Raw genomic sequence first — 21,871 nt, 5'->3', positions numbered from 1 at the left:
ATGCTCATCGCAGGCAAGCCAGCTCGCACATTGGATCGCGGGGCATCAGTTATATCTGTGTCGGCTGCCAGGCCGTCACGGGAGCAAGCTCCCTCGCCACAGATTTAGCGTCGTGCCGAAGTTGTGTAGATACCTATGCTCATCGCTGGCTTGCCTGCGATGGCGCCCGCGAGGGCGGCGCTTATTTTGGCCCGAGAATTTTCACTAACTTATCCGGCGAAGGCGCCCCTTGCTGCTGCTGCAACCCACCCTTGTCATCCAGATAGAAGATCGCCGGCGTCGCCGACAACTCCAGTTCATCCATCAGCTTCATATTGGCATCAAGCTTGGCCTCGACCTCGGCCGGGATCTTTTCCAGCGCCTTGAGCTTGCTGCCCTTGCCGGCGGCTTCGTGTTCTTGCAGGGCTTTTTGCGGGTCTTTGGCGGCGAGCAGGGCGGCGGATTTGCCTGGGCTGTCTTCGCGGATGATGCCGACCATGATGTGGCGCAACTGCACCTTGCCGGCCTTCACCCACGGGCGGGCCTGTTCCCAGAACATGTTGCAGTACGGGCAGTTGGGGTCGCTGAACAGGTAGACGGTGCGCGGGGCGTTTTTATCGCCGTCCTGGATCCAGCTGCTGTTTTCCATCTTGGCCCAGACTTCCTTGGCCATCGGCGCGTACACCAGTTTTTCCAGGGGCGCGGTGCTCAGGTCATTGCCTTGGGCGTCGTACAGGTTGCCCGCGATCACGTGCTTGCCGTCGGCGGTCAGGTACAAGGCCATGCCACGGTTCTGGTACTGGGCGGCGTAGCCGGTGAGGCCGCTGGGGGCATCGAATTTGCCGATGATCTTGGCACCTTTGGCTTCGATCTGTTTGATCGGGGCCGGCAGGTCTTCGGCCTGGGCCAGCGTAGCGGCTAGCGTCAAAGGCAGCAGGGTCAGCAGGTGGCGGAGGCGAGGCATGTCGGTTTCCTTGTCGTGGTGTTGTCGAAGGGTTCCATGGCACGGGCCAGGCTGGCTTCGGAGAGTTCGCCCAGGTGGCTGTTGATCAGGCGCCCATCGGCTTGGTAGAACAACGTAGTCGGCAAGGCCATGGAACCCACGGCCTGGCCGAGGCGGCCGCTGGCGTCGAACAGCACGTTGTCGAGGTTCAGGCCCTGGGTGGCCAGGTAAGTGCTGACGCTTTGCATGCTTTCGGCCTGGTTGACGAACAGGAAGGTCACATCGGGGCGCATGCGCTGGGCGTTTTCCAGCACCGGCATTTCGCGTCGGCACGGCGGGCACCAGGTGGCCCAGAGGTTGATCACCAACGGGCCGCCTTGATAATCCGCCAGTTGCACCACCTCGCCATTGGCATTGCGCAGGGTGATATCCGGCAGGCGCGTGCCTTTTTCGTACAGACTGAGGGACAGGCTGGTCATGCCCCAGAACACCAGGCCGGTGATCACCCCGGCGCTGAGCGGCTTGCGCAGGGCAGGGCGACGCCAGCCGTAGACCAGCGCGCCGAGGATCAGCGCGATGATCCCGGGCCAGGCGAGAAAGCCGCCGTCACGCAGGTCGACCATCTCCACCCAGTCGTGGCTGTAATAACTCCAGTACATCAGCACAAAGCTGACGCGGGCGGCGAGCAGGCCCAGCAGAAACAGGCTGAACAGCACCGACTCCGGGTTTTCGCCGCCGCGCTTGGCCACGCGCCAGCCCACCAGGGTGGCGAGAATCAGCGCGCTGATCAGCAGCAGGTGATTCAGGGCGATGGCGAAGGTGCCGATGGTGAGGGTCAGCATCAGAGAGCGTCCCGCGTCTGGGTCCAGCGTTGCAGGAAGGCGGCGGCGTCTACTTCGCCGGTGATGCGTTGGGCGCGGCGTTCTTCACCGTCCGGGCCGATCCACACGAAGCTCGGTGGCCCTGGCACTTTGTAGCGGCCCAGCAGCTCGCGGCTGGCGGCGTTGTCGGCGGTGACGTCCAGGCGTAACAGGCGCACGTCTTTGAGCGCGTCCATCACCTCGGGTTTGCCGAACACCTGTTTCTCCATGATCTTGCACGACACGCACCAGTCGGCGTAGTAGTCCAGCAGCACCCATTGGCCCTGGGCCTTGGCACTGTCGAGCTGGCTTTGCAGCACGGCCGGGTCGTTGATCGTGGTGAAGGCATCGTGGGCGCTCGGTGCACCGGCGACCTTTGAGCCGCTGTAGACCTTCAAGGGTTGCCACAGCTCATCGCTGCCACCGGCCGCCCCCACCACCAGCATCGCGCCCCACAGACCCAGCACCAGGGAACCAGCGCCGAATACCTTGGCCGCCAGGCCGGACTCACGGGCCAGCGCCCGGCCACAGTACGCCATCACCAGCGCCAAGGCGCCCCACAGGCCGATCCACAGGCTGTCGCCGACCACCGGGCGAATCATCAGCACCGCGGTGCCCAGGAACAGGAAGCCGAAGATGCCCTTGAGCACGTTCATCCAGGTGCCCGGCTTGGGCAGGAAGCGGTTGCCCACAGTCACCAGCAGCAACAGCGGGATGCCGATACCGATGCCCATGGCGAACAGGATCAGCCCACCGTGCAGCGCATTGCCGCTCTGGGCGATGTACAGCAGGGCGCCAGCCAGGGGCGCGGTCATGCACGGCCCCACCAGCAGGCCGGACAACGCGCCGAGCACACCGGCACCCACCAGGCTGCCACCGCTTTGCTGGCGGCTGACGTTATCGAGGCGGTCGCGCAGGAAGGCGGGCAGTTGCAGCTCAAAGAAGCCGAACATCGGCAGGGCGAGCAGCACGAACAACGCGGCAAAGCTGCCAAGGATCCACGGGGTTTGCAGCAACGCCGCCAGGTTGGCGCCGAGCAACGCGGCCATCACCCCCAGGGCGGCATACACCAGCGCCATGCACACCACGTAACTGCCGGCCAGGGCAAAGCCACGGCGCGGGCTGGCGCCACTGCCCACTACCAGGCCGGCGAGGATCGGCAGCATCGGCAACGAGCAGGGCGCAAACGCCAACAGCAGGCCCAGGCCGAAGAACACCAGCAGGCTCCACCCCAGGCTGCGCTGCTGCAGGCCGCTGGCCAGGCTTTGATCCTGGGCTTGCGCGGTCGCGGCGACGGCCGGGTTGCCGCCCAGGTCCACGGTGATCGACTGCGGCGGATAGCACAGGCCCGCATCGGCGCAGCCCTGCCAGCCGAGTTTGACCTGGCCGGTGGTGCCAGCGGGGATCTTCACTTCCAGGCCCTGGCGATACACCTGTTGTTCACCAAAGAACTCGTCGCTATGGGCTTCACCCTCGGGCAGCACGGGTTTTTCGGCCAGGCCGTCGAACTTCATGCGCTGCTGGTACAGGTAGTAACCGTCGGCAATCTGCCAAAACAGCTGGGTTTCGCCGCTTTCAAGACGTTCGGAGGTAAAGGCGAAGGCTTTGCCTACCGGGAGGAAGTCGGGTTTGGTTTCGAAGGGGCTGCCCGGCGCTGCCTGGGCGAATCCCGCGAACAACACCAGCAGAAAGGTAAACAGATGCCGCATGGTCAAGCCTTAGTTCGATGCAAGTGAGGCACACAATGTGTGGCGTTGATTAACCGATGATTAACCGCCGCTATTCTAGAGCGTAGGGATTGTCCGGTGTTGCGAACTTTAGCGGCATAATGCGCGCTTAATCCGTGGCTTTTCTAATCGCGCCATCTTTCATGAAGGGTTAACCATGCACGTACTGGTCTGTGAAGACGACGAACTGATCGCCAGTGGCATCGTGGCCGGCCTGACCGCCCAGGGCTTTACCGTGGAGCGCGTGGCCACGGCCTCGGCGGCGCGGGCGATGCTCAAGGCCGCGGCCTTCGACATCATGGTGCTCGACCTTGGCCTGCCCGACGAAGACGGCCTCAAGCTGCTGCAACAACAGCGCAGCCAGGGGTTGGACATTCCGGTGCTGATCCTCACCGCGCGGGACTCGGTGACCAACCGCGTCGACGGCCTGCAAGCCGGCGCCGACGATTACCTGCTCAAGCCCTTCGACTTGCGTGAACTCGCCGCTCGCCTGCAAACCCTGTTACGCCGCGTGGCGGGGCGCAGCGTCAACCTGATTGAACATGGGCGCCTGGCCTACGACCCCAGCAGCCGCGAGACCTTCCTCGGCGGCCAGCCGGTGGACCTGTCCCGGCGTGAACAGGCGTTGTTGCAGGCGCTGTTGCACAACAAGGGCCGCGTACTGTCCAGCGAACAGCTCAAGGACAGCGTCTACGGCTTCAGCGACGAACTGGAAAGCAACGCCCTCAACGTGCATATCCACCACCTGCGGCGCAAGTTGGGCAATGGCATCGTCGAAACCGTCAGGGGGCTGGGCTATCGCCTCGGCACGGCTGATGGGGGAGAAAACACGCCGTGAAGAGCTTGCGTCTGCGCCTGACGTTCAAGCTGGGCGCCGCTTTTGTACTGATCTGGGTGCTGGCGGCCGCCTGGATGCTCAACGACTTGCGCAACCAGATGATGTTTTCCCTCGACCAGCGCCTGGTGGCTTCTGCGCGCATGGTGGCCGGGCTCACCGAGCAGATGCCGGGCCTGGCCAGCGTCAGCGGGGGCGCGCATTTGCGCACCGAACAACTGAATGTGCCGGGTGGCATGGCTTGCCAGGTCAGCTCCTTGCGTGGCGAGATCCTGGCGCGCAGTCATACCACGCCGGAGGAAGGGTTGGAGTCGCGCCGCAGCGGCTTTCGCGACCAGATCATCGACGGTGTGGGCTGGCGCAGTTTTACCCTGTCCCGTGGCGACTTGCTGATCACCACCGCCGACCGCCAGGTGGAGCGTGAAGCCCTCAACCTGTCGATCCTGCTGGCGGCGTCGGTGCCGGTCGGCGTGGCATTGCTGGGCTGCCTGTGCCTGCTGTGGCTGGGCATTGGCCAGAGCCTGGTGCCGCTCAACCGTATGCGGGATGCCCTGATGCGGCGCAGTGTCGACTCCCTCGAGCCTCTGCAGATTCACCCTCTGCCCAGTGAACTCAAGCCGTTGCTCGACACCCAGAACCAATTGCTGCAGCGCATCGCCAAGACCATCGAGCGCGAACGTCGCCTGACCGGTGACGCCGCCCATGAACTGCGCAGCCCGTTGACCGCGATCAAGACCCACCTGCAAGTCGCGCGCATGACCGAGGGCGCGGCCCGCGACCAGTCCCTGGCGCACGCCGAGGAGGGCGCCGATCGCTTGCATCGCACCCTGGAGCAACTGTTGTTGCTGGCGCGGGTGGAGGGCAGCCTGTCGTTTGACGATGGCCTGCAGTCCAGTGCCGAGGAAGTCGCTCGGTTGGCGATCCAGGATGCCAACGCCGGCGACAATTCACGCATTGATCTGATCCTGGCGCCGGATCTTTCCCCTGTTCCAGTGGCAATGCCTGTGGGCCTTGCCGTCGCGGCCTTGCGTAACCTGCTGGACAACGCCTTGCGCCATACCCCGGCCGATACCCGCGTGGAACTGCAGGTGTTTTCTACCCCGGATAACGTGGTGTTCCGCGTGCGTGACCATGGCCAGCAGATCTCCAGCGAAGACCTGCAATACCTCACCCAACGCTTCTGGCGCAATGGCAGCAGCGAAGGCTGTGGCCTGGGCCTGGCGATTGTCCAGGCGATCGTGCAGCGCTGTTCCTGCTCGTTGAACTTCGACAGCCAGCCCGATGGTATGCGGGTCGACCTGGGCATGCCGTTGCGGCGCTGAGCAGTCCTATTCACGTGGCAAATAATTACCGCCCGCCTGAGGCTCAAGCCTTCAGGATGGCGGTAATTTTTTTGCGCTTGAACGGGCCGAATGAGTCGGCCTGAATTGAAAAGGACTGTTCTTATGTTGGTGATCGACACCAGTTTCCCCGCCAGGGATTTCAACGACCGCCGCGGCGAATCCGTGCAGCAGGTGCTTGTGCACTACACGGCCGCGCCCTTTGCTTCCTCGCTACGCACCCTCACCCAAGATGGCGTCAGCGCCCACTATCTGCTGCCCGACCCCGCTGAACCCAGCTACCGCGCTGCCGGTTATGAAGAGCTGCGGGTGTTTCGCCTGGTGGACGAGGACCAGCGCGCCTGGCACGCAGGCGTGAGCTATTGGGCGGGGAAGGCCGATCTCAACAGCCGCTCGGTGGGCATTGAAATCGTCAACCTGGCGCGGGATGAAGCGGGGGTCTTTACCTTTCCGGAGTACGCACCGGCACAGATTGACCTACTGATTGAATTGCTTCGCGACCTGCTGGAGCGCTATCCACAGGTGGGCCCCACTGACTGGCTCGGGCATTCGGACGTGGCCTACTGGCGCAAGAGCGACCCTGGGCCTCGGTTGCCCTGGCGTGTGCTGCATGAGGCCGGCATCGGGGCCTGGTTTGATGAATCGAGCCGGGCGATGTACCAGCGCCGCTTTTGTCTCGGCTTGCCGCCGGAGGTCGAAGTGGAGCGGGCGTTTCAGCGTTATGGCTACAAGCCCGCGCAGAATCGCCGGGCCTTTGAACAGCGCACCCGGGCGTTCCAGATGCACTTTCGGCCACGGGATTATTGTGGATTCCTGGATGCAGAGACCTGCGCGATCTTGTATGCCCTGAACGAAAAGTACCGCGGGATTTAATACCGAGCACTGTTCAAATGTAGGAGCGAGCTTGCTCGCGAAAAACGTCAACGATACCGCGGGCTTTCTGGATAAACGCGGCGCCGGGGAGTTTTTCGCGAGCAAGCTCGCTCCTACAATTGGATCTTCATTCATCAGTTAACAACCCTCGTCCCCTAAATCCTTTTCACGCTGAAGCGTCTCCACAACAGGAAATCCGTGCGCATGCCCTTGGGCCAGACGCCAACGGATCGGCAGTTTGGTCACGATCATCAGCGTATTGAGGGATCCACAGATGTCAGTCGCTACCAGCCGTATCGAAGACGCCCCGGTGCAGGCCGCGGAAACGCTCTATCAGTTTGACGAAAGCCCGCTGCTGGCCCGCCAGCGCCAGCAGGAGTCCAACGCCCGCAGCTACCCACGGCGCATCCCCCTGGCACTAAAACGCGCCAAGGGCATTTACGTGGAGGACGTCGAGGGGCGCCGGTTCATCGATTGCCTGGCCGGCGCCGGAACCCTGGCGCTGGGGCATAACCACCCGGTGGTGATCCAGGCCATCCAGCAAGTGCTGAGCGACGAACTGCCCCTGCATACCCTGGACCTGACTACGCCGGTCAAGGATCAATTCGTGCAGGACCTGTTCGGTTTGCTCCCATCGGAACTGGCGCGAGAAGCGAAAATCCAGTTCTGCGGCCCCACCGGCACTGATGCGGTGGAAGCCGCTTTGAAGCTGGTGCGCACTGCCACAGGGCGCAGCACCGTGCTGTCGTTCCAGGGCGGCTATCACGGCATGAGCCAGGGCGCGCTGAGTTTGATGGGCAGCCTGGGGCCAAAGAAACCCTTGGGCGCCTTGCTCGGCAATGGCGTGCAATTCCTGCCATTCCCGTATGACTACCGTTGCCCGTTTGGGCTGGGTGGCGCCGAAGGTGTGCGGGTCAACCTGCATTACCTGGAAAACCTGCTCAACGACCCGGAAGCCGGCGTGCTGTTGCCAGCGGCGGTGATTGTCGAAGTGGTCCAGGGTGAGGGCGGCGTAATCCCGGCGGACCTCGACTGGCTGCGTGGCCTGCGCCGTATCACCGCGCAAGCGGGGGTGGCGCTGATCGTCGATGAGATCCAGAGCGGTTTTGGGCGTACCGGCAAAATGTTTGCCTTCGAACACGCCGGCATCATTCCGGACGTGGTGGTCATGTCCAAGGCGATTGGCGGCAGCCTGCCGTTGGCGGTGGTGGTGTATCGCGACTGGCTCGACACCTGGCTGCCGGGCGCCCATGCCGGGACGTTCCGCGGCAACCAGATGGCGATGGCGGCGGGCTCGGCTGTGATGCGCTACCTCAAGGATCACGACCTGGCAGGCCATGCGGCGACCATGGGCGAGCGCCTGGGCGAACACCTGCGCATCCTGCAGCGCGACTTCCCGCACCTGGGGGATATCCGTGGGCGTGGGCTGATGCTGGGGGTGGAGCTGGTAGACCCGACTGGCACGCCTGATAGTCAGGGCCACCCGCCGGTGCATCGCCAGCTGGCGCCGCTGGTGCAGCGCGAATGCCTCAAGCGCGGGCTGATCCTGGAACTGGGCGGGCGCCATGGCAGTGTGGTGCGTTTCCTGCCACCGCTGGTGATCACCGCTGGCGAAGTCGACCAGGTGGCTGAGATTTTCGGGCGCGCCTTGGCGGCGGCCGTGGCCAGCCTGTAATTTTCCAGGCCCTTGGTACGTTTCTACAGATATCAGTGCTGCGCGTGGTGCGCAGCCAGCCTTTGAGCAACGGAGAACAGCAATGACCTCAGTATTTGACCGCGACGACATCCTCTTTCAGGTAGTGGTCAACCATGAAGAACAGTATTCGATCTGGCCCGACTACAAGGCCGTGCCGGAAGGCTGGCGCACCGTGGGCAAGAGTGGCATGAAGAAGGAGTGCCTGGCGTATATCGAGGAAGTGTGGACCGACATGCGGCCGTTGAGCCTGCGCCAGAAAATGGATGGCGCGGCCCTCGCCAACTGATTCACCTGGGTTCAAATGTGGGAGGGGGCTTGCCCCCGATTGCGGTGTATCAGCCAGCCAATGTTTAGCTGACACCCAGCTGTCGGGGGCAAGCCCCCTCCACATCAAGCATTACAGTGATGTGTGGGTATAGAGGTAATCCGTCGCCAACGACGCCAGCGTCCTCACGCCTACCACCAACGCCGACTCATCCACAAAGAACCCTGGGTTGTGATTCGGCGCCGCCTTGCTCATGTCCTGATCCCTTGGGGTCACCCCCAGGAAGACAAACAGCCCCGGCGCCTCCTTGGCATAGAACGAGAAGTCTTCGGCGCCACCCACCAACGGGCCTTGCACCACATCATCCTGAGCCGCCCAGCGCAGGCTCGGCAGCATTTTCTCGGTCAGCGCCGGATTGTTGATGGTGGGGTCGTACTTCTCGATGATCGTCACTTCGGCCTTGGCGCCACCGCTTTCGGCGATTTTCTCTACAGTTTGACGCACGTCTGCATGCAGCTTCTGGCGGATACCGTAGTCGTAGGAGCGAATGGTGCCGCTCATGTCCACCGACTCGGGGATGATGTTATAGCGGGTGCCACCGTTGATGGTGCCGATGCTCACCACAGAGGGGAATGACGAAATATCGGTACGGCGGCTGACCACGGTCTGCAGGCCGACAATGGTTTGAGCGCCAACGGTGATCGGGTCGATACCGTCCCAGGGGCGGCCGGCGTGGGTCTGTTTGCCGAGGATCCTGATGCGCAGGTCATCGGAGCTGGCCAGGGTCGGGCCCGGTCGGTAGGCGATTTGCCCGGCAGGCACACCGGCCCACACATGCAGGCCAAATACCGCATCGGGCTTGGGCGCTTTCATCACGCCTTCCTGCACCATCATCTTCGCACCCCAGGTGTTCTTGCCGTCGGGGATAAAGTCGCTGGGGCCTTCTTCGGCCGGTTGGAAATAAAACACCACGGTGCCGGGCAGGCGCTCGCGCATCCCGGTGAGAATCTTCGCAGTGCTCAGCAGGATAGCGGTATGGGCGTCGTGGCCGCAGGCGTGCATCACGTCGACTTCTTTGCCCAGGTAGGTGCCCTTGGCTTTGGAGGCGAAGGGCAGGTCGGCCACTTCCTTGACCGGCAGCGCATCCATGTCGGCGCGCAGAGCCACGGTCGGGCCGGGCAGGGCGCCTTTCAAGATGGCGACGACGCCAGTGCGGGCCACCCCGGTCTTCACCTCAAGGCCGAGTTCGCGCAACTGTTTGGCGACCAACTCGGCGGTGCGGGTTTCGGTATTGCCCAGTTCCGGATGAGCGTGGATATCGCGGCGGGTTTCCAACAGGCTGGGTTCGAGGATTTTTGCCTGGGCGGCAATGGTTTCCCGGGCACTGTCCTGGCCGCTGCTGGCGGCGATCACTGCACTGCTCGCGACCGCGCCGAGCAGACCCAAAACCCATTGGTGTGTCAGACCGTTCATTCGCATACCAACCTCTCCTTGCTTATTGTTGTGGATCTTTCTCCTGCACGCTGCCGGCAGTCTGCACCTGCACGCTCAAGCGCGGTGTCGCCAGGTCCAGCCCGGCTTCATCCAGGTGCCGCTTGAGCGACAGGTTGAACGCCCGGGATACTTCCCACTGCTTGATCGGCGCAGTCTTGAAGCGTGCGCGCAGGATCGCGCTGCCGGACTCGAAGCTTTCCACGCCCTGGATCTCCAGCGGCGACCAGATATTGCGGCGTTGCAGCGGGTCGTTGCGCATGGCATGGCCGACCTCGCGCATCAGTTTGATCGCGTCGTCGATTTCCATGTTGTAAGGGATCGCCACCCGGAAGATCGCGTAGCCGAACTCGCGGGAGTAGTTCTTGATGCTCTTGATTTCGCTGAACGGGATGGTGTGCACGATGCCGTCGATATCGCGCAGGCGCACGGTACGGATGGTCAGGCCCTCTACGGTACCGAGGTGGCCGCCGACGTCCACGTAGTCGTCGATGGCCAGGGAGTCTTCGATGATGATGAACAAGCCGGTGATCAAGTCGGCTACCAGCGATTGCGCACCAAAGCCGATGGCGATACCGATCACGCCCGCACCGGCCAGCAGGGGCGTGACGTTCATACCCATGTTCGCCAAGGCCACGATGGCGGCGATGATGAAGATGGTCACGAACAGCACGTTGCGGATCAGCGGCATCATGGTTTGCGCACGCGCGTTGGCCAGGCCTTTGCGCGAGCGGGTCAGGGCGTGGTGAATCGCGGTGTCGCTGAGGATCCAGATCAGCCAGGCGAACAACAAGGTCCCACCGAGGCCGAACAGCTTCACGGCTATTTCATGGCCTTCACCTTCGGTAAAGCGAATCATCGACAGGCCCCAGACCCGCAGCCCCAGTTCGATAAAAACCAGCCACACCACCAGGTGCACCAGGGTGTAGACAAAGCCTTTGAGGCGTTCGGAGTACAGCGCGTGGCGTTTGTGCCCGCGTTGCGGCTTGAGAGCGTGGCGGCGCACCAGGCCGTTGATCACCATGCACAACACCAGCAGCACCGTGCACAGCAACGACTGGCGCAGGGCGGTGCTGGTGTCGCCGGCCGACAGGAAGGTGGCGAACAGTGAGATGCCCACCAGCAGAAGAGCCGGGATGTACCAGAAGGTGCCGATGATCGACAGAGTATCGGTGAGGGCGCGGCGGGTCAGTCGGCGCGACAGCGGCTGGTTGCGGATCAGGTGCGCGATGGGCCGGCGGAAACGCAGGATAAACACCCCGGTGGACAACGCCGCCATTACATTGGCCACGGTCGCGGCGGTGTGGGCCAGATGCTGGCCGAGCGCGGCAACCAGGCGCGGGTCGCTCAAGGCTTCACCGAAGGCGGCAAAACTGCCGATCCACCACAGCGGGCGGAACGCCTGGTGGCGCAGGATATACAAGGCGCGGTGGCGGTGCGGGCCGTCGAGTACGGAGAAGGCAATCACGCAGATTGCCGAGAAACAGGTGCCGACTACCAAGGCATAGGCCAGCACCATGGCCAGGGATTTGCCCAGGGAGGAAGGCAGGGCGTAGCTCAGGTACACCGTGATCACCAGGGCGATCAACCAGGGGCCCAGCTTGCGCAGGGCAAAGCGCAGCATGTCCCAGGTGCGCGGGTGCTGCGGCAGCTCTTCGGGCAGGCCGAAACGCTCGCGCACCCGATGGCTGAGCCAGATCAGCGCAGCGGCCAGCAGGCTCCATACGGCCAGGATCACGGCAAAACCGAAGATGATCGGCAGCCATTCGCTGGCCGGCAACATCAGGGCGGCCAGTTCATCCTTGGCCAGGTCAACTTCATTGGACCAGCGCCCCAGCGGGCTGTCGGCGCCGGAAAACTGCTGCTCAAAGCCCGACAGCGTACTGCCGATCAACCCGAGTACCCCGAGTTCGGCGGCGGGCTGGGCCTTTTGCGTGGCGGCGCGCAGTTTTTTCAGGTCGCTGAGCAACTGGGTGCGTTGCTGGTCGTTTTCCAGGGTCTTGATCACTTCGTCCAGCGACTGCCCCAGGGGCACTTCCGCCTGGGGTTGGGTCTTGCTGGAGCCGCCCAGCATCCCCGGCAAGCCCACGGCTTGGGCGGGCATCACTGGCAGCAGCGTGAGCAGGGCGATCAGCAGGTAGCAGGGCAGGGCAAACAGACGGGAGAACACGAGGCGGTCAACCTTGAAAACGACGAATTGACCGAGTGTACGAGGCCGCTATGCCCAATGCGAGCGCATTTGTCACTGCGCCAGTTTGGCGAGGATCTTGTAGAGCACGGTGCCGAGGATCAACAGCATGCCGATCCACATGCCAAACACGCCCAGAGGCTTGTCGCGAAAGTTGAAGCCGACCGCGAGCATGATCATACCGATCACGATGGGGATCAGCATGGCGTGGAATGAGGACATTGAGATCATGGCGAGGGGCGGCCTTGTGGGACTGGAAGTTCTGACAAGTCTAGGCCGGATTGGCAGAAGTGCAGTTGATGTGAGTCAGGTAGCCTTATATCTGTTTGGAAACCCATCGCGGGCAAGCCCGCTCCCACACTGAAATGCATTCACAGATCAAATGTGGGAGCGGGCTTGCCCGCGATGGGCGCGCCTGGGTCTCAGGGTAAATCGCGACTGGCGTAGAACGCCCCCAGCACCTTGACCAGATGCGCCAGGTCATGGCTGCCGCACAGCTCGCGGATGGAGTGCATGGCAAAGGTCGGCAAGCCGATGTCCACGGTGCGCACGCCCAGGTGGCTGGCAGTGATGGGGCCGATGGTCGAGCCGCAGCCCATGTCGCTGCGTACCACGAAGCTTTGCACTGGCACTTCCTGGGCCATGCACAGGTGGCGGAAGAACCCGGCGGTTTCGCTGTTGGTGGCGTAGCGCTGGTTGCTGTTGACCTTGATCACCGGGCCGGCGTTGAGTTTCGGGCCGTGGTTGGCGTCGTGTTTCTCGGCGTAGTTGGGGTGCACACCGTGAGCGTTATCTGCCGACACCAGCAGGGATTTCTGAATGGTGCGTACGAATTCTTCACCTTCGGGCAGCAGGCGACGCAGGGTCTGTTCCAGCATCGGGCCATCGGCACCGCAGGCCGAGCAGGAGCCGACTTCTTCGTGGTCGTTGCACACCAGCACGCAGGTTTCATCGGTGTCGCTGGTGAGCAAGGCTTGCAAACCGGCGTAGCACGACAGCAGGTTGTCCAGGCGCGCACCGGCAATGAAGTCGCCATTGAGGCCGATCACGGCAGCACTTTGGGTGTCGTAGAAACTCAGCTCGTAGTCGAGCACCACATCGGCATTCAAGCCATGCTCGCGGGCCAACTGTTCGGTGAGCACGGCGCGAAAGTCCACGCGTTCGTCACCGGCAAACTGCGCCAGGATCGGCGGCAGCTCGGTCTGGGCATTGATTGCCCAGCCCTGGTTGGCTTCACGGTTGAGGTGAATGGCCAGGTTGGGAATGATGGCGATCGGCAGCTTGAAATCGATCAGTTGGCTCTCGACCTTGCCATCGCGGCGGAAGGTGACACGCCCGGCCAGGGACAGGTCGCGGTCGAACCAGGGCGCCAGTAGCGCGCCGCCGTAGACTTCCACGCCCAGTTGCCAGAAGCCCTGACGTTGCAGCTCCGGCTGGGGCTTGACCCGCAGGCACGGGCTGTCGGTGTGGGCGCCGACCATGCGGATACCGTCCTGCAGCGGCGATTGGCGGCCGAGCTTGAAGGCGATGATCGAGGAATCGTTGCGGGTCACGTAGTAGCGACCGTTGGCCTCGGTGGCCCAGGTGTCGCGCTCGTCGAGACGCTGGTAACCGGCCGCTTCCAGGCGTTGGGCCAGGGCGGCAGTGGCATGAAAAGGAGTAGGGGAGGCCTTGAGGAAGTCGATCAGGCCTTGATTCAACGCTTCGCGCATAAATAGCTCCAGACAGCAGTGGCGAGAGTTTACCGTATTGGCCCCGCCGATTCATTGTAGGAGCGAGCTTGCTCGCGAAAAACTCAACGGCACCGCAGCCATTCAGGCTATACGCAGTGTTCTCAGGTTCTTCGCGAGCAAGCTCGCTCCTACAAGGTCATCGTCTTTGTCTTAAAAAGGGGCTGGGCACTCGAAACGCTGGCGCTCGCCGCTTTGCGGATGGGTGAAGCTGAGCATGCTTGCATGCAGGCACAGGCGCGGCCACGCGGCCAGGGCTTGTTCATGGGCGTACAAACCATCACCCAGCAATGGATGCCCGATGGACAGCATATGCACGCGCAACTGGTGCGAGCGCCCAGTGATGGGTGTCAGCTCTACGCGGCACCAGTCGCCGCAACGCTCCAGCACTTTCCAGAAGGTCAGGGCATGTTTGCCGAACTCATGGTCGACCACGTGGCGGGGCTTGGTCGGCGGGTCGTAGCGCAGGGGCAGGTCGATACTGCCGCTGTCCAGTGCCGGTTGGCCCCAGGCCAGGGCGGTGTAGGCCTTTTCTGTCTCGCGGTCGTGAAACTGGCGGGACAGTTCGCGGTGGGTATCCGCGTCCCGGGCCAGCAGGATGATCCCCGAGGTTTCCCAGTCCAGGCGATGGACGATGCGGGCTTCTGGGTAGCCGTTTTCCTGCAGGCGAGTGATCAGGCAGTCCTTGTTGTCGTCGGCGCGACCAGGCACCGAGAGCAGCAGGGTCGGCTTGTTCACCACCAGGACAGCGTCGTCCTGATGCAGGATGTGGATATTGGACAGCGGCATTAAACAGCCTCGTAACAAACGCCAACGGCGGCTCCACTGACGGCCCCCTCACCCTGTAGGAGCGAGGGGGCCGTCAGTGGAGCCGCCGTGGCGACCGCCCGTTCGATCAACGATCGGGCAGGGTGATATTGAGTTCCAGAATCGAGCAGCTGCCGTCATTTTCCAGGGCGACATGCACGTCATCGTTGCCGATATTGACGTACTTGCGGATCACCTCGACCAGTTCCTTCTGCAAGGCTGGCAGGTAATCCGGCGTGCTGCGTTGGCCGCGTTCGTGCGCCACGATGATCTGTAGACGCTCTTTCGCTACCGACGCGGTACTTGGCTTTTTGTTGGCGCGAAAGAAGTCGAGAAATTTCATTGTTTAGTTGCCTCCAAAGATACGCTCGAAGAATCCCTTCTTCTTGACATCGAGGAAGCGGTGTTCCACGGTCTTGCCCAGCAAGCGATCGACTGCATCGCTGTACGCCTGGCCGGCGTCGCTCTGGTCGTCGAGAATCACCGGTACGCCCTGGTTGGATGCCTTCAGGACGGCCTGGGATTCCGGAATCACGCCCAGCAGGGTCACGGCGAGGATTTCCTTCACGTCTTCAACACCCAGCATTTCGCCGTTGTTGACGCGCTCCGGGTTGTAGCGGGTGAGCAGCAGGTGCTCCTTGATCGGGTCCTGGCCTTCTTCGGCGCGCTTGGACTTGCTGGCCAACAGGCCGAGCATGCGGTCCGAGTCACGTACCGAGGAGACTTCCGGGTTGGTTACCACGATGGCTTCGTCGGCGAAGTACATCGCCAGGTGAGCACCGGTTTCGATACCAGCCGGGGAATCGCAGACCACGTATTCGAAGGTTTCCTTGAGCTCGGCAAGCACTTTGCCGACGCCCTCTTTGGTCAGCGCGTCTTTGTCACGGGTCTGGCTGGCGGCCAGCACGTACAGGTTCTCAAGGCGCTTGTCCTTGATCAGGGCCTGTTGCAGGTTGGCTTCGCCGTTCACCACGTTGACGAAGTCATACACCACGCGACGCTCGCAGCCCATGATCAGGTCAAGGTTACGCAGACCGACGTCGAAGTCGACGATGACTGTCTTGTGGCCGCGCAGAGCGAGGCCGGTACCGATAGCGGCGCTGGTGGTGGTCTTACCCACACCACCCTTGCCGGATGTAACCACGAGAATCTTGGCCAAGGTGTTTCACCCCTAAGGAAAAAGGACTTTCGGTCCCTGAAAAACATCTCTTGAAACTCGCTGCAGGCGGACAGCCTTTGCAGGAAAAGAAGGAGTTTCCATGGGGAAACACCAACTTCCAATTAGTCCTACACAAGTCTTGCCGGTTTCGCTTTGCTATCAGAGTCTAGAGATGCTTGGAAAATGCGGCAGTATCCGTTAAAGACGGATGATGTTCAACACATCGCCCGACAGGTTGACCTGTACCGAAGCGCCCCACAGTGGATCGCGGCGCAAATCTTCGGAAACCTTGTACTGACCCGCGATGGAAACCAGCTCGGCGGTCAACTGCTGGCAGAAAATACGTGCCTTGGTATCCCCCTTGATGCCGGCCAGGGCGCGTCCGCGCATCGGGCCGTATACATGGATGTTGCCATCGGCAAGAAGTTCCGCCCCCGGGCTGACCGAGGAGACCACCACAAGGTCGCCGCCCTGAGCGTAAATCTGCTGCCCGCCGCGTACCGGCGAGGTGATGATCTTTGTAGGCCTGATCGCAGGCTCCGGTGGTTTTTCCGGTTTTTTCTTTTCTTCGCCGACCAATGGCTCCAGCGCACGCTCGCGGGCGCCGGACGGTGGCAGTACTGGCAGTTCAATGGCGATGGCGGCGGCAATGTCTTCGATGCGGCTGGCGCGAATCGCCAGTGTGCGCAGGCCATGGGAACGGCATACGCGCATCAGGCCGGGCAAATCAATCACTCCCTGGCCAGCCGGCAGCTTGTCCAGCGCCAGCACCAGCGGGGCGTTGTTGAAGAAGTTCGGCGCCAGGGCGACCTTGGCGGCCAGTTGGCGGTCCAGGGCGTCGAGGTCATTGCGGGCCAGTTCCAGCACGGTAATGGCGAGCATGCTGCCTTTTAGCTGGAACACGGGATCTTGGTCTAGCGGTTCGGTTTGGCTCATGGTCGGCGAAAGCGGCTTGTCACGAAAAGTGTCGAGACTTATAACGAGAACACTCACCCGCCGCAAGCCGAGTCGAACCGTTGTAGAATGCGCGGCCCTTGTCTTTACCGGAATCTGTAATGGATCGCCCGCGTTTTCGAGCTGTATTTCTTCACCCGCGTTTTTGGCTGCTATGGCTGGGGCTCGGCCTGCTGTGGCTGGTCACCCAGTTGCCGTACCGGGCATTGTTGACCATTGGTCGCCTGCTCGGTGCGGGCATGTACCGTGTGGCGGGTGATCGTCGCCGTATCGCAGCGCGCAACCTTGAACTGTGCTTCCCGGAAAAATCCGCCAAGGAACGCAAACGCCTGCTCAAGGAAAACTTTGCCTCCACCGGTATCGCCTTCTTTGAAATGGCCATGAGCTGGTGGTGGCCCAAGCCGCGCCTGGCGCGCCTGGCCCATGTCGAAGGGTTGCAACACCTCACCCAGGCACACTTGGAAGGCAAAGGCGTGATCCTCATGGCCTTGCACTTCACCACCCTGGAAATCGGCGCGGCGCTGCTGGGGCAGAAGCACACCATCGATGGCATGTACCGCGAACACGGCAACCCGTTGTTCGATTTTATCCAGCGCCGTGGCCGTGAACGCCATAACCTCGATTCCCTGGCCGTGGAGCGTGACGACGTGCGCGGCATGCTCAAGCTGCTGCGCGCCGGCCGGGCCATCTGGTACGCGCCAGACCAGGACTACGGCGCCAAGCAAAGCATCTTCGTGCCGCTGTTCGGCATCCAGGCCGCCACCGTCACCGCCACCAGCAAGTTCGCACGCCTGGGCAAGGCGCTGGTGGTGCCGTTTACCCAGGAGCGCCTGGCTGACGGCAGCGGTTACCGCCTGGTGATCCATCCGCCGCTGACCGACTTCCCGGGTGAAACCGACGAGATCGACTGCCTGCGCATCAACCAGTGGGTCGAAGCCTCGGTGCGCGAATGCCCCGAGCAATACCTGTGGACCCATCGCCGCTTCAAGAGTCGGCCGCCGGGTGAGCCCAAGCTGTACGAAAAGCGCCGTCGATAACCCTGCTGTCATTGTAGGAGCGAGCTTGCTCGCGAAAAACCCAATAACACCGCGTTCACCTAGGATGTACGCGTAATCATTGGCGATCTTCGCGAGCAAGCTCGCTCCTACAGTGATATGACGTTGATAAGCCCAACTTTTCGCCACATGGAGTGACGCAATGCGCCCAGCGGAACCGGTCACAGGCTTGATTCTTTCCGGCGGCGGGGCGCGAGCGGCTTATCAGGTGGGGGTGCTGGCGGCGGTTGCCGAATTGCTGCCGCCAGGGGCACCGAATCCTTTTCCGGTGATCGTCGGCACCTCCGCCGGCGCGATCAATGCGGTGAGCCTGGCCAGTGGGGCCAGTGACTTCTGCGCGGCTGTCCAACGGCTGACCGCATTCTGGCAGGGCTTTCGCAGCCATCAGGTGCTGCGCAGCGATTGGCCGGGGGTGATACGCCAGGCCGGTCGCTTCCTGATCCACAGCCTGTTGGGCCTGGGTGCCCAGGTGCCGGTGGCGTTGCTCAATAGCTCCCCCCTGCGTGACTTGCTGCAAGCGCGCTTGAACCTGGACGGCATCGACGAGGCGATCCGCCGCCAGCACTTGCAGGCGGTGGCGGTGACGGCCTTTGGTTATGAGTCCGGGCAAGCGGTGACCTTCTATCAGGGCGGCGGCACCATCGATGCCTGGCTGCGCCATCGGCGGATCGGCGTGCCGACCCAACTGACGGTGGAGCACTTGCTGGCGAGTTCGGCGATTCCGCTGTTGTTCGCTCCGGTCAAACTCGATGAAGAGTACTTCGGCGATGGCGCAGTGCGGCAGTCAGCGCCCATCAGCCCGGCCTTGCACCTGGGGGCCAGCCGCGTATTGGTCGTTGGTGTGAGCGGCAACCCAAGGGGCAATGAAGCCTCGACGCAACGCACCTACACCGGCCAGCAACCGACCCTGGCGCAAATCGGCGGGCACATGCTCAACAGCACCTTCATTGACAGCCTGGAAAGCGATATCGAACTGCTGGAGCGCTTGAACCAGTTCAGCCGCGTCGTGCCTGCGGATGCGGCGGTGCAGGGCCTGGCGCCGGTAGAGGTGTTGGTGATTGCCCCCAGCCAGCCCATCGATGAAATCGCCGCGCGACATCGCCAAGAATTGCCGGCGGCGTTGCGTGTGTTTTTACGGGGGCCTGGGGCAACCAAGACCAGCGGGGCAGGGGTGTTGAGTTATCTGTTGTTCGAGGCGGGGTATTGCAGCGAGTTGATCGAACTGGGGCGCAAGGATGCGCTGGCCAAGCGCGAAGAAATCACCCGTTTCCTGGGCCTGACGCCGAACTGAATGTGGGAGCTGGCTTGCCTGCGATAGCGGTATGCCAGCCAACACTGCTGGCACAGACACATCGCGATCGCAGGCAAGCCAGCTCCCACAGGGAACCGCGATCAACCTTTAGAAGTGGTACTTGACCAGGAAGCTTGCTGTGTCCTGAGTCGTCTTGAAGGCGCCGCTGTCTTCAATCCCGTATTTGTTCTTCCAGTAGTCGTATTCAAAACCCACATACAACTGCTTGTCGCCCCAATGCAGCGCCTTGCCCAAGTCGTATTTGACCTGCGGGTTGAAGTGCAGGTTGGCGTGATAAGTGCCGCGGGCGTTCTTGTCGTTATCCACCACCCAGTCCATGAAACCGTCGATCAGCACGTCGGAATTACCCACGGGAATGGTGTACGACCAGACCGGAGTGATCTGCCACACGCCGTCACCCGGACGATTGCCCTCGGTCTGGCGCTGGTAGAAGTTCAACTGGAAGTAGTCGAAACCGGGGATGTTCAAGTCGAACGCCGGACCCAGGAGGTAGGACTCGTTATCGCCCTCGCCGAACTCATAGGTGAAGGCCAGCAGCACGTCCTTGATCGGGCCGAACGACAGGTCCTTGTCCAGGATCTTGCCGAACGACAAACGCGGGCTGAACTCGCCGTAGTAAGTATTCGGGCCGACATTGCCGTCTTCCTTGCCGTTGTAAAAGATACGGTCGAGGAAGAAGAAGTTGTCGCCGTACTTCCATGCGTCGGCATGTTCGAAGGTGACGGTTTGCTGGATCTGCGGGTTGACGGTAAAGCTCTTGCCCCACAGATAAGTCAGGCTGTTGTTTTGCCACTGCAACAAGTCACCGGCGACGGCCTGGCCACCGGCCAACAGTGATCCTGCCAGCATCAGGCCTTTGAACATAGGTTTCATTCGGTTGCTCCCGAGTTAAAATTTTATGGTTTTTCTTCTACGCAGGCGCTCTGGTGTGGCGCCTTTTGGTTCGCTGCAAAAATCGTCTGTTCGGTCAGCTTTGATGCTTTTAGCAAGAGCTGCGCCAAGGTGCTGAAAAAGCCAAAAAATCCCCGTCGGCTGCAGCGGATGCAGTCGAATTCAGGGGACTTTTGTGCACTTTGGCAGCAAACATCAGGCCGGGATAAGTTGGCCTTGAGGTCAGCTTTTACATTCGCTGTTTTTTTTTGAGTCGATTCGAGCGGGCGCGGAGAATACTGGCTCCCAGGCCTGGGCTCAAGTGCGCTGTAACAGAGCGCGAGGGGCAAGAATGGGGCGCGGCGTGTGGCCGGCCCCATGTCAAGGTTGTGCATGTGGGGGTTCCCTGTTTGTTGTTATTTTTGTACTAACAAAGGAATCAATGCGTATGCGCGACTTCGGGGCGCTCAGCGCCGCCGAGGATGTTGAACAGGATGTTGAGCGACAGCGCGCTGAGGGTGGCCATGGCAATGCCACTGTGGGTAATCGGGCTCATCCACAACGGCAGCTGTGCGAAGAACTCCGGGCGTACCACGGGGATCAGGCCCATGCCGATACTCACTGCCACCAGCAACTGGTTACGGCGGTCGGCGATGTCGGCTTCCTGCAAAATCTTGATCCCGGTTGCCGCCACCATCCCGAACATCGCAATCGCCGCGCCGCCGAGTACCGCAGGTGGAATTGAAGCCACCAGATAGGCCGCCTTGGGCAACAGGCTGAGCACGATCAAGAACGCGCCGGCCATGAGCGTGACCGAGCGGCAGCGCACGCCGGTCATCTGCACCAGGCCGATGTTCTGCGCGAAGGAGGAGTGGGTAAAGGTGTTGAAGAAGCCGGCAAAGAACGACGCGCCGGCATCACACAACAGGCCGCGTCGCAGCATCTTCGGCGTGACCTCCTGGCCGGTGATCTTGCCCAGGGCGAGGAACATGCCGGTGGACTCGACAAAAATGATCACCACCACCAGGCACATCGACAGGATCGGCGCCAACTCGAACTTGGGCATACCGAAGTGCAACGGCGTCACCACCTGCACCCACGGCGCCTGGGCCAGGCCACTGAGGTCGACCATGCCGATCACACCACATAGCGCGTAACCCAGGCCCATGCCGATCAGTACCGAGATGTTCACCCAGAAGCCGCGCATGAAGCGGTTGATCAGCAAGATCGTGGCCAGTACCAGGGCGGCAATCGCCAGGTAGACCGGCGAGCCAAACGTGGCGGCGGCGCTGCCCCCGCCGGCCCAGTTCACCGCCACGGGAAACAGCGAAAGGCCGATGGCGGTGATCACCGTACCGGTCACCAGCGGCGGGAAAAAGCGCACCACCTTGGACATGAACGGTGCGATGAGCATGCCGAAGAACCCGGCGGCGATGGTCGCGCCGAAGATGCCCTGCAAACCGATGCCGGGCATACCGGCCATGGCGACCATGCTGCCCACGGCGGCAAAACTGGCGCCCATCATCACCGGCATGCGGATGCCCATGGGGCCGATGCCGAACGACTGCACCATGGTGGCGATACCGGCCACCAGCAGGTCGGCGTTGATCAGAAAGGCGATTTCTTCACGGCTCAAGCCGGCGGCCTGGCCAATGATCAGGGGCACGGCGACAGCACCGCCGTACATCAGCAAGACGTGTTGCAGGCCTACCAGGATCAGTTGCAAGAGGGGCAGCCGCACCATGGCGGGCGCGGCAGGAGTCTGCGTTTCTAACTGGGACATGCAA

Annotated in this window: 21 protein-coding genes; 7 read left to right on the top strand and 14 right to left on the bottom strand. The window is 62.2% G+C overall.

The window, feature by feature from the left end; all coding sequences use genetic code 11:
• Positions 1 to 181: 181 nt before the first annotated feature.
• Genes dsbG through dsbD form a run of 3 tightly spaced genes read right to left on the bottom strand, consistent with a single transcriptional unit; the run spans position 182 to position 3,491 of the window.
• Positions 182 to 943: a thiol:disulfide interchange protein DsbG gene (dsbG, locus tag GIV26_RS16110; RefSeq protein WP_020302229.1), complete on the bottom strand. Its 762-nt coding sequence runs from the start codon at positions 941 to 943 to the stop codon at positions 182 to 184.
• Entirely contained in the window at positions 919 to 1,764 is an 846-nt protein-coding gene (locus GIV26_RS16105; protein ID WP_034126122.1) for a TlpA disulfide reductase family protein, read from the bottom strand. The genes dsbG and GIV26_RS16105 overlap by 25 nt, the downstream gene beginning before the upstream one ends.
• Complete coding sequence (gene dsbD / locus GIV26_RS16100) at positions 1,764 to 3,491, bottom strand: protein-disulfide reductase DsbD (protein ID WP_236281481.1); 1,728 nt, start codon at positions 3,489 to 3,491, stop codon at positions 1,764 to 1,766. The genes GIV26_RS16105 and dsbD overlap by 1 nt, the downstream gene beginning before the upstream one ends.
• Positions 3,492 to 3,666: 175 nt before the next feature.
• Here dsbD and GIV26_RS16095 point away from each other — a divergent pair, with 175 nt between their 5' ends.
• The 5 genes from GIV26_RS16095 (at position 3,667) to GIV26_RS16070 (ending at position 8,539) form a co-directional block, all read left to right on the top strand.
• Positions 3,667 to 4,347 carry a response regulator gene (locus GIV26_RS16095; protein ID WP_014719307.1) on the top strand — a complete coding sequence of 227 codons (681 nt, stop codon included), beginning with the start codon at positions 3,667 to 3,669 and terminating at the stop codon, positions 4,345 to 4,347.
• Positions 4,344 to 5,666 (top strand): ATP-binding protein, encoded by a 1,323-nt coding sequence (locus GIV26_RS16090; RefSeq protein ID WP_198862302.1) that lies wholly within the window; start codon positions 4,344 to 4,346, stop codon positions 5,664 to 5,666. The genes GIV26_RS16095 and GIV26_RS16090 overlap by 4 nt, the downstream gene beginning before the upstream one ends.
• Before the next feature lie 123 nt (positions 5,667 to 5,789).
• Positions 5,790 to 6,557, top strand: a complete 768-nt coding sequence (locus tag GIV26_RS16085) for an N-acetylmuramoyl-L-alanine amidase (RefSeq protein WP_054896342.1) — start codon at positions 5,790 to 5,792, stop codon at positions 6,555 to 6,557.
• 274 nt (positions 6,558 to 6,831) lie between these two features.
• Positions 6,832 to 8,232 carry an aspartate aminotransferase family protein gene (locus tag GIV26_RS16075; protein ID WP_054896341.1) on the top strand — a complete coding sequence of 467 codons (1,401 nt, stop codon included), beginning with the start codon at positions 6,832 to 6,834 and terminating at the stop codon, positions 8,230 to 8,232.
• A gap of 82 nt (positions 8,233 to 8,314) precedes the next feature.
• Positions 8,315 to 8,539, top strand: coding sequence for an MbtH family protein (locus GIV26_RS16070; protein ID WP_003192847.1), 225 nt, complete (start codon positions 8,315 to 8,317; stop codon positions 8,537 to 8,539).
• Between the two features lie 111 nt (positions 8,540 to 8,650).
• On the opposite strand, the gene GIV26_RS16065 is transcribed toward GIV26_RS16070, so the two are convergent.
• The 8 genes from GIV26_RS16065 to minC form a co-directional block, all read right to left on the bottom strand.
• Positions 8,651 to 9,997 carry an amidohydrolase gene (locus GIV26_RS16065; RefSeq protein WP_105227541.1) on the bottom strand — a complete coding sequence of 449 codons (1,347 nt, stop codon included), beginning with the start codon at positions 9,995 to 9,997 and terminating at the stop codon, positions 8,651 to 8,653.
• A gap of 16 nt (positions 9,998 to 10,013) precedes the next feature.
• Positions 10,014 to 12,179 carry a mechanosensitive ion channel family protein gene (locus GIV26_RS16060; protein ID WP_034126128.1) on the bottom strand — a complete coding sequence of 722 codons (2,166 nt, stop codon included), beginning with the start codon at positions 12,177 to 12,179 and terminating at the stop codon, positions 10,014 to 10,016.
• A gap of 72 nt (positions 12,180 to 12,251) precedes the next feature.
• On the bottom strand, positions 12,252 to 12,419 hold the full coding sequence (locus GIV26_RS16055) for a hypothetical protein (protein WP_003192842.1): 168 nt from the start codon (positions 12,417 to 12,419) through the stop codon (positions 12,252 to 12,254).
• Positions 12,420 to 12,619: 200 nt separating this feature from the next.
• Complete coding sequence (locus GIV26_RS16050) at positions 12,620 to 13,909, bottom strand: M18 family aminopeptidase (RefSeq protein ID WP_003192841.1); 1,290 nt, start codon at positions 13,907 to 13,909, stop codon at positions 12,620 to 12,622.
• 171 nt (positions 13,910 to 14,080) lie between these two features.
• A complete protein-coding gene (locus GIV26_RS16045; RefSeq protein ID WP_236281479.1) occupies positions 14,081 to 14,716 on the bottom strand; it encodes an RluA family pseudouridine synthase in 636 nt (211 codons plus the stop codon).
• Between the two features lie 106 nt (positions 14,717 to 14,822).
• Positions 14,823 to 15,077, bottom strand: coding sequence for a cell division topological specificity factor MinE (minE, locus tag GIV26_RS16040; protein ID WP_003175252.1), 255 nt, complete (start codon positions 15,075 to 15,077; stop codon positions 14,823 to 14,825).
• A gap of 3 nt (positions 15,078 to 15,080) precedes the next feature.
• Positions 15,081 to 15,893 (bottom strand): septum site-determining protein MinD, encoded by an 813-nt coding sequence (gene minD / locus GIV26_RS16035; RefSeq protein ID WP_003192835.1) that lies wholly within the window; start codon positions 15,891 to 15,893, stop codon positions 15,081 to 15,083.
• Positions 15,894 to 16,091: 198 nt separating this feature from the next.
• Positions 16,092 to 16,829, bottom strand: coding sequence for a septum site-determining protein MinC (gene minC / locus GIV26_RS16030; RefSeq protein ID WP_003192832.1), 738 nt, complete (start codon positions 16,827 to 16,829; stop codon positions 16,092 to 16,094).
• A 119-nt stretch (positions 16,830 to 16,948) separates the two neighbouring features.
• On the opposite strand from minC, the gene GIV26_RS16025 reads away from it, so the two are divergent.
• Both GIV26_RS16025 and GIV26_RS16020 read left to right on the top strand, forming a co-directional pair.
• Positions 16,949 to 17,884, top strand: coding sequence for a lipid A biosynthesis lauroyl acyltransferase (locus GIV26_RS16025; protein ID WP_198715159.1), 936 nt, complete (start codon positions 16,949 to 16,951; stop codon positions 17,882 to 17,884).
• A 160-nt stretch (positions 17,885 to 18,044) separates the two neighbouring features.
• On the top strand, positions 18,045 to 19,193 hold the full coding sequence (locus tag GIV26_RS16020) for a patatin-like phospholipase family protein (RefSeq protein WP_236281477.1): 1,149 nt from the start codon (positions 18,045 to 18,047) through the stop codon (positions 19,191 to 19,193).
• A gap of 108 nt (positions 19,194 to 19,301) precedes the next feature.
• Here the strand turns inward: GIV26_RS16020 and GIV26_RS16015 are convergent, their stop codons facing one another.
• The 3 genes from GIV26_RS16015 to GIV26_RS16005 are packed head-to-tail and all read right to left on the bottom strand — an operon-like array spanning position 19,302 to position 21,867.
• Positions 19,302 to 20,087, bottom strand: a complete 786-nt coding sequence (locus tag GIV26_RS16015; RefSeq protein WP_003192827.1) for an outer membrane protein OmpK — start codon at positions 20,085 to 20,087, stop codon at positions 19,302 to 19,304.
• Positions 20,088 to 20,110: 23 nt separating this feature from the next.
• Positions 20,111 to 20,479 carry a hypothetical protein gene (locus tag GIV26_RS16010; RefSeq protein ID WP_125919870.1) on the bottom strand — a complete coding sequence of 123 codons (369 nt, stop codon included), beginning with the start codon at positions 20,477 to 20,479 and terminating at the stop codon, positions 20,111 to 20,113.
• Between the two features lie 44 nt (positions 20,480 to 20,523).
• Positions 20,524 to 21,867, bottom strand: coding sequence for a nucleobase:cation symporter-2 family protein (locus tag GIV26_RS16005; protein ID WP_032896003.1), 1,344 nt, complete (start codon positions 21,865 to 21,867; stop codon positions 20,524 to 20,526).
• Between the last annotated feature and the right edge of the window lie 4 nt (positions 21,868 to 21,871).

This window comes from Pseudomonas sp. PA-1-3F (assembly GCF_021609665.1).
GTDB lineage: Bacteria > Pseudomonadota > Gammaproteobacteria > Pseudomonadales > Pseudomonadaceae > Aquipseudomonas > Aquipseudomonas paracarnis.
This window is presented reverse-complemented; position numbering and strand designations above follow the sequence as displayed.

What these genes read in the sequence shown, in the direction of transcription:
- GIV26_RS16025 (WP_198715159.1), top strand. Translation starts at nt 16,949, where the DNA reads ATGGATCGCCCGCGTTTTCGAGCTGTATTTCTTCACCCGCGTTTTTGG.
- GIV26_RS16055 (WP_003192842.1), bottom strand. Translation starts at nt 12,419, where the DNA reads ATGTCCTCATTCCACGCCATGCTGATCCCCATCGTGATCGGTATGATC.
- GIV26_RS16095 (WP_014719307.1), top strand. Translation starts at nt 3,667, where the DNA reads ATGCACGTACTGGTCTGTGAAGACGACGAACTGATCGCCAGTGGCATC.
- GIV26_RS16020 (WP_236281477.1), top strand. Translation starts at nt 18,045, where the DNA reads ATGCGCCCAGCGGAACCGGTCACAGGCTTGATTCTTTCCGGCGGCGGG.
- GIV26_RS16005 (WP_032896003.1), bottom strand. Translation starts at nt 21,867, where the DNA reads ATGTCCCAGTTAGAAACGCAGACTCCTGCCGCGCCCGCCATGGTGCGG.
- GIV26_RS16010 (WP_125919870.1), bottom strand. Translation starts at nt 20,479, where the DNA reads ATGCACAACCTTGACATGGGGCCGGCCACACGCCGCGCCCCATTCTTG.
- GIV26_RS16070 (WP_003192847.1), top strand. Translation starts at nt 8,315, where the DNA reads ATGACCTCAGTATTTGACCGCGACGACATCCTCTTTCAGGTAGTGGTC.
- GIV26_RS16050 (WP_003192841.1), bottom strand. Translation starts at nt 13,909, where the DNA reads ATGCGCGAAGCGTTGAATCAAGGCCTGATCGACTTCCTCAAGGCCTCC.
- GIV26_RS16065 (WP_105227541.1), bottom strand. Translation starts at nt 9,997, where the DNA reads ATGCGAATGAACGGTCTGACACACCAATGGGTTTTGGGTCTGCTCGGC.
- dsbG (WP_020302229.1), bottom strand. Translation starts at nt 943, where the DNA reads ATGCCTCGCCTCCGCCACCTGCTGACCCTGCTGCCTTTGACGCTAGCC.
- GIV26_RS16015 (WP_003192827.1), bottom strand. Translation starts at nt 20,087, where the DNA reads ATGAAACCTATGTTCAAAGGCCTGATGCTGGCAGGATCACTGTTGGCC.
- GIV26_RS16085 (WP_054896342.1), top strand. Translation starts at nt 5,790, where the DNA reads ATGTTGGTGATCGACACCAGTTTCCCCGCCAGGGATTTCAACGACCGC.
- dsbD (WP_236281481.1), bottom strand. Translation starts at nt 3,491, where the DNA reads ATGCGGCATCTGTTTACCTTTCTGCTGGTGTTGTTCGCGGGATTCGCC.
- GIV26_RS16105 (WP_034126122.1), bottom strand. Translation starts at nt 1,764, where the DNA reads ATGCTGACCCTCACCATCGGCACCTTCGCCATCGCCCTGAATCACCTG.
- minE (WP_003175252.1), bottom strand. Translation starts at nt 15,077, where the DNA reads ATGAAATTTCTCGACTTCTTTCGCGCCAACAAAAAGCCAAGTACCGCG.
- GIV26_RS16075 (WP_054896341.1), top strand. Translation starts at nt 6,832, where the DNA reads ATGTCAGTCGCTACCAGCCGTATCGAAGACGCCCCGGTGCAGGCCGCG.
- GIV26_RS16045 (WP_236281479.1), bottom strand. Translation starts at nt 14,716, where the DNA reads ATGCCGCTGTCCAATATCCACATCCTGCATCAGGACGACGCTGTCCTG.
- minC (WP_003192832.1), bottom strand. Translation starts at nt 16,829, where the DNA reads ATGAGCCAAACCGAACCGCTAGACCAAGATCCCGTGTTCCAGCTAAAA.